This is a genomic window from Shewanella sp. 10N.286.51.B8, assembly GCF_041469325.1.
Lineage (GTDB): Bacteria > Pseudomonadota > Gammaproteobacteria > Enterobacterales > Shewanellaceae > Shewanella.
The window spans coordinates 195,993-203,573 of sequence record NZ_JBFRKG010000004.1; the positions used below are offsets into that span (position 1 = coordinate 195,993).

Annotated in this window: 10 protein-coding genes; 7 read left to right on the forward strand and 3 right to left on the reverse strand. The window is 41.2% G+C overall.

Annotation, left to right across the window (positions count from 1 at the left end; translation table 11 throughout):
• Positions 1-167: 167 nt before the first annotated feature.
• Entirely contained in the window at positions 168-1,535 is a 1,368-nt protein-coding gene (locus AB4160_RS02135; RefSeq protein ID WP_102439717.1) for an L-serine ammonia-lyase, read from the forward strand.
• Positions 1,536-1,625: 90 nt separating this feature from the next.
• On the opposite strand, the gene AB4160_RS02140 is transcribed toward AB4160_RS02135, so the two are convergent.
• Positions 1,626-2,081 carry a GNAT family N-acetyltransferase gene (locus AB4160_RS02140; protein ID WP_102439716.1) on the reverse strand — a complete coding sequence of 152 codons (456 nt, stop codon included), beginning with the start codon at positions 2,079-2,081 and terminating at the stop codon, positions 1,626-1,628.
• A 98-nt stretch (positions 2,082-2,179) separates the two neighbouring features.
• Here AB4160_RS02140 and AB4160_RS02145 point away from each other — a divergent pair, with 98 nt between their 5' ends.
• On the forward strand, positions 2,180-2,578 hold the full coding sequence (locus AB4160_RS02145) for a hypothetical protein (RefSeq protein WP_133126408.1): 399 nt from the start codon (positions 2,180-2,182) through the stop codon (positions 2,576-2,578).
• A gap of 196 nt (positions 2,579-2,774) precedes the next feature.
• A complete protein-coding gene (locus AB4160_RS02150; RefSeq protein ID WP_372003462.1) occupies positions 2,775-4,112 on the forward strand; it encodes a dicarboxylate/amino acid:cation symporter in 1,338 nt (445 codons plus the stop codon).
• Between the two features lie 71 nt (positions 4,113-4,183).
• Here AB4160_RS02150 and AB4160_RS02155 read toward each other — a convergent pair whose 3' ends face one another.
• The gene (locus AB4160_RS02155; protein ID WP_102439713.1) at positions 4,184-4,600 is read right to left on the reverse strand and encodes an META domain-containing protein; all 417 of its coding nucleotides are present in this window, start codon (positions 4,598-4,600) and stop codon (positions 4,184-4,186) included.
• 194 nt (positions 4,601-4,794) lie between these two features.
• Here AB4160_RS02155 and AB4160_RS02160 point away from each other — a divergent pair, with 194 nt between their 5' ends.
• The 3 genes from AB4160_RS02160 to AB4160_RS02170 are packed head-to-tail and all read left to right on the forward strand — an operon-like array spanning position 4,795 to position 5,977.
• Positions 4,795-5,022: a hypothetical protein gene (locus AB4160_RS02160; protein ID WP_102439712.1), complete on the forward strand. Its 228-nt coding sequence runs from the start codon at positions 4,795-4,797 to the stop codon at positions 5,020-5,022.
• Positions 5,019-5,561, forward strand: coding sequence for a GNAT family N-acetyltransferase (locus tag AB4160_RS02165; protein ID WP_102476926.1), 543 nt, complete (start codon positions 5,019-5,021; stop codon positions 5,559-5,561). The genes AB4160_RS02160 and AB4160_RS02165 overlap by 4 nt, the downstream gene beginning before the upstream one ends.
• A gap of 50 nt (positions 5,562-5,611) precedes the next feature.
• A complete protein-coding gene (locus tag AB4160_RS02170) occupies positions 5,612-5,977 on the forward strand; it encodes a hypothetical protein (RefSeq protein ID WP_102439710.1) in 366 nt (121 codons plus the stop codon).
• A 47-nt stretch (positions 5,978-6,024) separates the two neighbouring features.
• Here the strand turns inward: AB4160_RS02170 and AB4160_RS02175 are convergent, their stop codons facing one another.
• A complete protein-coding gene (locus AB4160_RS02175) occupies positions 6,025-6,615 on the reverse strand; it encodes a GNAT family N-acetyltransferase (protein WP_372003464.1) in 591 nt (196 codons plus the stop codon).
• 316 nt (positions 6,616-6,931) lie between these two features.
• Between AB4160_RS02175 and AB4160_RS02180 the strand changes: the two genes are divergently transcribed.
• Positions 6,932-7,534 carry a flavin reductase family protein gene (locus AB4160_RS02180; protein ID WP_102439708.1) on the forward strand — a complete coding sequence of 201 codons (603 nt, stop codon included), beginning with the start codon at positions 6,932-6,934 and terminating at the stop codon, positions 7,532-7,534.
• Positions 7,535-7,581 lie beyond the last annotated feature (47 nt).

Sequence of the window (7,581 nt, forward strand, 5' to 3'; positions counted from 1 at the left end):
AGAGGAGTATCTTTGATGCTCCTCTTTTCTGTTTTATCTTTGCTGTTTTAGTGTGTTGTTTTGGTCCAAGTGAATTAAGTTAACTCAACTGATTAACTACAATCGATGTTGATTTGACATGATAGCCAAAACCGCGCGCTTAGATACAAAAGTGTTGAGGTACATCTATGTTTAGTGCATTTGAAATCTTTAAGATTGGTATTGGGCCATCAAGCTCGCATACCGTAGGCCCAATGAAAGCGGCTAATCGGTTTGTTGATGATTTAATTGAACAAGGGCAGCTAACACAAATTACTAAATTTACCGTGGATGTTTATGGTTCTCTTTCACTAACGGGAAAGGGTCATCATACTGATATCGCTATTATTATGGGTTTAGCCGGTAATGAGCCTGAAACTGTGGATATTGAAGCTATTGAACATTTCATTGCTCAAGTGGCTAAAACCGAAGAAATTATCATTGGTGATGCGATTCATCATGTGGCGTTCCCTACTGATGCATTAGTGTTTCATCCTGAAACGCTGCCATTACATGAAAATGCGATGAAGTTGCATGCTTGGATTGGTGATGAGCGTGTTTACTCAAATACCTACTATTCAATCGGTGGTGGCTTTATTGTTGATGAAGCTGAGTTTAATCAAACACACTCTAATGGGGTAAAAGTACCTTATCACTTTAATTTTGCTGATGAACTCATGGCGCACTGCAAAGAGTCAGGTTTAAGCATCAGCGGTTTGATGAAGCAAAATGAGCTGTGTTTTCGCACTGAAGAAGAGATGTACACTGGCTTTAGTTTAGTATGGAAAACCATGCAAAACGCCATTGAAAAGGGCTGTCATACTGAAGGGGTGTTAGCGGGGCCGCTAAAAGTGTCACGTCGAGCGCCAGCGTTACATCGTGAGTTATTACGCTGTGAGCGTTTAAGTAATGATCCAATGGAAATAATTGATTGGGTTAACTTATTTGCCTTAGCTGTGAGCGAAGAAAATGCTGCTGGTGGCCGCGTGGTGACGTCACCAACCAATGGCGCTGCTGGGATTATTCCTGCGGTATTAGCTTACTATAATAAGTTTATTCAAAAGGTGGGCCCTAAAGAATGCAGTCGTTATTTTTTAGCAGCAGCGGCAGTCGGCTCGCTTTATAAACGTAATGCGTCAATCTCTGGTGCTGAAGTGGGCTGTCAGGGTGAAGTGGGTGTGGCGTGTTCTATGGCGGCGGCGGGCTTAGCTGAGTTAATGGGCGGCTCACCTTCACAAGTGTGTATGGCGGCTGAAATTGGCATGGAGCATAACCTTGGCTTAACTTGCGATCCAGTCGCAGGTCAAGTGCAGGTGCCTTGTATTGAGCGTAATGCCATAGCATCGGTTAAAGCGATTAATGCCTCACGTATGGCGCTTCGTCGTAATTCAGAGCCTAGAGTAAGCTTAGATAAAGTGATCGCGACTATGTATGAGACTGGCAAAGACATGCACTCTAAATACCGTGAAACCAGTCAAGGCGGCTTAGCCATTAAAGTGACTAACCTTTGTGCTTAATTTTTAGTTTGAGATAACAGCTTGAACTCAATAAAAAAGGCTTTCATTTGAAAGCCTTTTTTATTGAGATTTTTTGATAGTTGACGCTGATTAGTGAGCTTCTGGAAGCTGTTCAAACATCAAATAATGGCTTTGCTCCATGCCGAGTGCCTTATAGGTTTGCTGAGCGGCATGATTATCATGCTCTACATATAATCTGAAACTGGCCGCGCCGCCCATGTCCTCAGCCATTGCTTTAACTTGCTGATAAAGTTTGCCATATATTCCTTGGCGGCGGTTTTGCGGGCGTATATACACACTTTGGATCCAGCAATAGTTAGTTGCGCGCCAATCACTCCATTCAAGGGTGACCATTAATGAACCCACGATGTCACCATCTATCTCAGCCACTAAATAAAAGCCTTTTTCTGGGCTGCTTAGCATAGTGCTCACCCCTTTAGTGAGCTGTTCATTATCCAAGTGAAGCTGCTCAGTTTCCATTGCCATGGCTTGGTTAAATTCAACTAATGCTGATAAATCTGATAGTTGGCCTTTTCTTATTTTCATTGTGGCTCCTTGATATAAAAATAGTGCTAATTTTTATTCGACTAAAGTCTAAGCTGCTATGCTTAATAATTATACTTGTTTTGTTTTTGGGGGCAGTTATGGCAAAGCCACATGCTCAATGTCAATCAGGATTAAATTCTACGGTTCAGGCTAATAAAGCTGTCAGCTCATCGATTTACCGACGCTATCAATTTAGGGTTAGGCGATATTTTAGCCACCCTAATAGGATTCACTTAGCTCATGCTACTACAGTCAGATCGCTTACACAGCCTTCGATTAATCATTTGTTGCATTTTTTGCTCACCATAGTCACCTTTGGCTGTTGGGGCATGGTCTGGTGGTGGTTAATCTTAAAATCACGTGGCGAGGGCAATAATTTTCTCGCGGGATTTGATGATGATTACTGGAGTTACTTAATTGAAAGGGAGCGACCTCCGGCAGCACTTTATACTCTAAAGGTCGGTACTGATGAGGCTGAAACTGTTTTTGAAGCTTAATGCGCTTAAACCCTGTAATTTATAGTGTATAGACCTTATAAGGTGACCTAGATCATCTAATGTAGTTGAGGTGTCATGCTAGTATGCGTCGCCGATTTTTATCGTGATATATGCCACCTTTAGCGGTGCATTCGTTAGTCATATCATAAGCAGCGTACTTAATTACTCAACTATCAATTTTACAGGGTTTTAAATCATGTCAAAACATGCTCCTTCACTTCTTGGTCGGGCCTGGTCTCGCTGGATGTCAGTTCCTTTGTGGTTACAAATCCTCATAGGTATGGTGCTAGGTATTATTACTGGGGTAAGCCTAGGTGAAGATGCCAACTATTTAAAACCCATTGGTACTTTGTTTGTAAATACCATCAAAATGTTAATTATTCCTTTGGTATTTTGCTCGCTCATTGTTGGTGTGACCTCGATGCAGGATACGGCGAAAATGGGCCGAATTGGCTTTAAGTCTTTTGCCTTTTATTTAGGTACCACTTCGATTGCTATCAGTATTGGCCTGCTTGTCGGTTATATCATGCAGCCTGGTGCAGGTCTTGGTCTTAAAGGGGCTGCAGCTGCAGCCGATGTAAAGCAAGCGCCAAGCTTAATGGATACCTTGATTAATATTGTGCCGACTAACCCTGTCGCGGCACTAGCCAGTGGTCAAATTCTGCAGGTAATTGTATTTGCTGTGGCATTAGGTATTTCACTGGTGTTAATCGGCGAGCGTGGTAAGCCTGCTATTCGTCTATTTGAAAGCTTAGCAGAAGCTATGTACAAACTAACTGACATGGTAATGAAGTTAGCGCCATATGGTGTGTTTGGTTTAATGGCATGGGTTGCTGGTGAGTATGGCTTAGAGATGTTGTTGCCATTAATTAAGGTTATCGTCGCGGTATACTTGGGCTGTGCATTACATGTATTAGGTTTTTACAGTTTAGTGTTAACTGTGTTTGGCAAACTCAATCCGCTGCAGTTTTTTAAAGGCATTGCTAATGCGATGGCGGTGGCATTTACCACTTCAAGTTCAGCAGGAACCCTGCCGGCGAGCATGAAGTGTGCCAGTGAAAACTTAGGTGTGAATAAAAAGATTTCAAGCTTTGTATTGCCACTGGGAACCACCATTAATATGGATGGCACAGCGCTTTATCAGGGCGTAACTGCGTTATTTGTTGCTCAGGCATTTGGGGTGGATTTAACTTGGGTTGAATACATAACGATTATTCTTACCGCGACTTTAGCCTCAATTGGCACTGCGGGTGTGCCTGGCGCTGGTTTAGTGATGTTGACCTTGGTGTTAACAACGGTAGGCTTACCACTTGAAGGTGTGGCGATTATTGCCGGTATCGACCGAATATTAGATATGGCGCGAACAGTGGTTAACGTTTCAGGAGACTTAGTGGCAACGACTATGATTGCTCGCTCTGAAGATGAACTTGATGTTGAGCATTATAATGCGGATATGGAGCAGTCTGCGATGATTGTGCAGCAGGCAGAAACTGAATTACAACAAACTGAGTCACAGGTAAAAATACCTAGCTAGCATCATGCTGTGAGCGATTGATACAAAAAGAGTGAAGCCATGGCTTCACTCTTTTTTTGTTTAATCGCAAGCTAATCTTGTTTAGCCAATACCAATAAGGTGGCGCCATCTTGAGATTTTAGTAATAGCTTACCCGATTTCGCTTGTTTGATATTGGTGACTAACGTCATTGCTTTCATAATACTTTGCTCTTGCTGCATCAATACTTCAACACAGGCCATTCTGGTAGTGCCTGCAGGCGTTAAGCTTAGCTTATCTTGTTGCTGGCTATAATCACCAAAGAAGCGGTTACAGCTGTTGTTGCCAGATAATTTACCTTCTTCAGCAAAGGTAATTTGTGCAGGGCTATTATCAATCACAGGATTTGATAGCGCGGTTTCAATATGCCAACTGCCAAGTAGATTGACTTGTTCAACTGGAGGCGGCGCACTTTGACAAGCACTGAGTCCAAAAATAATACAACACGCGCCGAGGAGAGGTTTGAACATGAGAGGCATTTCCAAATAGGGTCGTTAATAGCCATAGTATATACTGAGTCACATTGATTTTTTTCATCTTGAATAATAATTAATGATAATTTACTGATTTTATTACCGCCTTATTTAATCAATAAATGTTAAATCAGCCGAATCTGCCCGATAAGGCGATACAATAAGGCTATTAGCCAAAAAGAGTGAGTTTAATGAGTAACATTTTTAAAATTTTGCATGCCGTTGGATTGATTTTTGTCGCCGTCGGCGCTGGTTTGTATTTATTCACTGAAGTGGCTAGTCAAGTCTCTGGCATGTTAGTCGTGGCGTGTTTAATTGGGCTTGGGTTTGTCATCATGGCGCCTTATCCGGTAGCCCTGGTTTTTAGTTGGGCGCAAAAACAAGCCGTAAACTCAACTGATGATGAGCAAGATAAATGAAAGTTAGTTATCGATTAGCCCAACGAGATGATGCCGCTGAAATTGCTCAGCTTGAGCTAACTCATATGCATGATGAGCTAGGGTCAAATGGACAGGGGATGGCAGGGCAACACTTTTCGGAGCCGCAAATTACCAGCTTAATTAATCAAGGCTGGATAATGCTGGCTTGCTGCGATAGCAAGATTATTGGTTATGTTATTGCTGGCCCTTGGTCCCTATTTAAATCTTGGTCTATCTATCAAGCGATATTAAAGCGCTTACCCAGTATCGAAATGGGTTATAGCCGTTTATCTGAGAGTAACAGTTGCCAATATGGTCCTATTTGGATCCATAGTAATCATCGCGGCCAAGGTATTTTTGAACAACTGGTTAGTCAGTTAGCAAGGCATGTAGGCAAAAAGCTACCTTATATGGTCACCTTCATTGCTGAAGATAATGCATTATCTTTTGCCGCACATACCCGTAAGGCATCGATGGAAGTGGTCGATTATTTTGGCTTTCAGCAGCGTGATTATTATTTACTGGTGTTAGCTAATTAGTATCGTACTCTCATCGAAAAAGACATCAAGATGAGGTTTAAGAGGTCACTATGGAACAAAATACAACTCAGCTGTTTAATGAGTTATTTGCATCTTATTTGTCGTTAAGACTATCAGCATTCGAGAATTTAAAAATTGTAGTGGGTGTGCTTGCGGCTAATGATTTGGATTGTGAAGCATTTGAGCTTAATAAGCAGCCGACAACCAGCGGGAATGCTCAGTCAATATATGCAGTAAAATGGCAAGACCAATGGATTTTATGCGGGCGTTCAAATGGTTATCAAGAGCAAATTGTGCTGAGTACTGACAATCACCTACTTGATACTGACAATGGTCGAGTGATGAATGTACCAGTTTTATCATTACAGCAGATTTCCTTTATGTGTGTCGAAACTGCGCATTTTGATCACTGTTAACGAAACGATTATTAACGCGAAGTTTTTAACAAGCGGTTGCTTTTAAACTATTTTCTAGAAGAAAGTTGAGTCTGCAGCTGCATTAGCACCAATGGTTTTTGTGGTGAATGATGTTTTAGATAAAGTTGTTGAATATCATTTGTCGCCAGTTTTACCTCACTGAAGCCATGCTCTTGATAAAGTTGGGTTAAATGGGGTAAGGAAAATACAAAACATTGCTCGCATTTTAGTTTTTCAGCAATGAATGCTAGCAATGTATGGGCAAGTCCACCGCCTCTATACTCACTAGCAACGACAAGGCCGGTTACCAACTGATATTGGCCAATGGGCTTTATTCTTACTACCGCAATAATACTATTGTCAGGATTATTGCGACTCTTTCCTTTAGCAATAGCGGCACTAGAAACTGTATTAACAGGTTCATTTATTTCTTTATCAATATTCGACTGCTGTAACTGAGTATCTTTGGCCATGATCACCGCTATATCTTCTTTCATTGTTGGCTTTGAATAAGGCATCTGTTGTTTGTAAAACTGTTTCAGCATTGACCAGCACTTTTGTTGCCCGGCTGTCATCGCTGGTGCTATTGACGTTTTGAATTGAGTGACATCATCAAATAACCATTGGGTTTTACGCATTAAATTTTTACCTATTGAGTATGTAGAGCGATAAAGTTCTGAAAGGTGAAAGCTCATTCTTTTGTTATTGGATGGCTCAATTTTAATGTTTAATTGATGGCTTAGATAGAAAAGACTCGCTTCATTACTCCCTTGCTAGAATTGAGCAATTGTCATTCTGAACAGCGATTTGATATCTTGCTAAGCAGTTTCATCTTCAGCGGATAAAAATGTGTTGGGTTAACATATTTTTAAAACCTATACAGCGTACATATCTGGCATAGTACTGTTAAAGTTGAATGTGATTTACCCTATTAAGAATATTTGCGAGAGCCTAATGTTATTGTCGCCACAACAGTTAAGTAAGCAACAAATATATAAGTTATTGATTGGTGGAGTAACGCCTAGACCCATCGCATGGGTTTCCACTATTTCTGTTGATGGGGTGGCCAATTTAGCACCTTTTTCGTTTTTTACTGTGGCCAGCGCTAACCCGCCAGTGCTGTGTTTCAACCCTATGGGCATGGATGATGGTCAGGAAAAGGATACGTTAACTAATATTCGCCAACAGGGTGAATTTGTCATCAATACAGTGAGCTATCCTGATTTAGCGGTGATGAATGAAACTTGCCATCATATTCCTGCCGATATAGATGAATTTGAGTATGCCAACATTGAAAAAGCCCCAGCATCTATAGTTAAGCCGAGTCTCGTTAAGCAAGCGCTAATTAGCTTTGAGTGCCAGCTTAATCAGATTATTGATTTGGGCAATGAACCGTTATCTGGCCATTTAATATTAGGTAATGTCGTCGCTATTCATGTTAAAGATGACATCATTGAGGATTTTAGAATCGATAGTGACAAATTAGATGCCATAGGAAGAATGGCCGGCAGTGATTACTGCTTAACCAGAGAGAAGGTTAAGCTTACTCGTAAGTAGTGACAGTTTATGTGCTCTGCAGAACTGTAGCGAAATAAAACTATAGC